The sequence below is a fragment of the Nocardia xishanensis NBRC 101358 genome, from assembly GCF_001613365.1.
In the GTDB taxonomy this organism is placed as follows: domain Bacteria; phylum Actinomycetota; class Actinomycetes; order Mycobacteriales; family Mycobacteriaceae; genus Nocardia; species Nocardia xishanensis.
This window is the reverse complement of sequence record NZ_BDCF01000120.1, coordinates 1-726: the sequence shown is the minus strand read 5'-3', so window position 1 is coordinate 726 and position 726 is coordinate 1. Positions and strand designations below refer to the sequence as shown.

Below are 726 nucleotides of genomic sequence, written 5' to 3'. Positions count from 1 at the left end.
CACCCCCTGTTCATCCTCTACACCTCCGGCACCACCGGAAAACCCAAAGGCATCCTGCACACCACCGGCGGCTACCTCACCCAAACCTCCTACACCCACCACTACGTCTTCGACCACAAACCCGGACAAGACATCTACTGGTGCACCGCCGACATCGGCTGGGTCACCGGCCACAGCTACATCGTCTACGGACCCCTCGCCAACCGCACCACCCAAGTCGTCTACGAAGGCACCCCCAACTCCCCCACCGAACACCGCCACTTCCAGATCATCGAAAAATACGGCGTCACCATCTACTACACCGCACCCACCCTGATCCGCACCTTCATGAAATGGGGCCGCGAAATCCCCACCGCCCACGACCTATCCAGCATCCGACTGCTCGGCTCGGTCGGTGAACCGATCAACCCCGAAGCGTGGCGCTGGTACCGCGAGGTCATCGGCGCCAACCGCACCCCCATCGTGGACACCTGGTGGCAAACCGAAACCGGCTCGATCATGATCTCCCCGCTGCCCGGCGTCACCGCCGCCAAACCCGGCGCCGCCATGACACCGCTACCCGGCATCTCCGCCCAGGTCGTCGACGAAGAGGGCAAGCCCGTACAACGCGGAGAAACCGAAGCCAACGGCTACCTCGTACTCGACCAGCCGTGGCCGTCCATGCTGCGCGGCATCTGGGGCGACATGCAGCGATACCGGGCCACCTACTGGGAACGCTACACCGAA

Annotated in this window: 1 protein-coding gene; it reads left to right on the top strand. The window is 63.6% G+C overall.

The features are described from left to right. On the top strand, nucleotides 1–726 hold a 726-nt coding region (locus NX1_RS34925; RefSeq protein ID WP_157120421.1), incomplete at both ends, for an AMP-binding protein.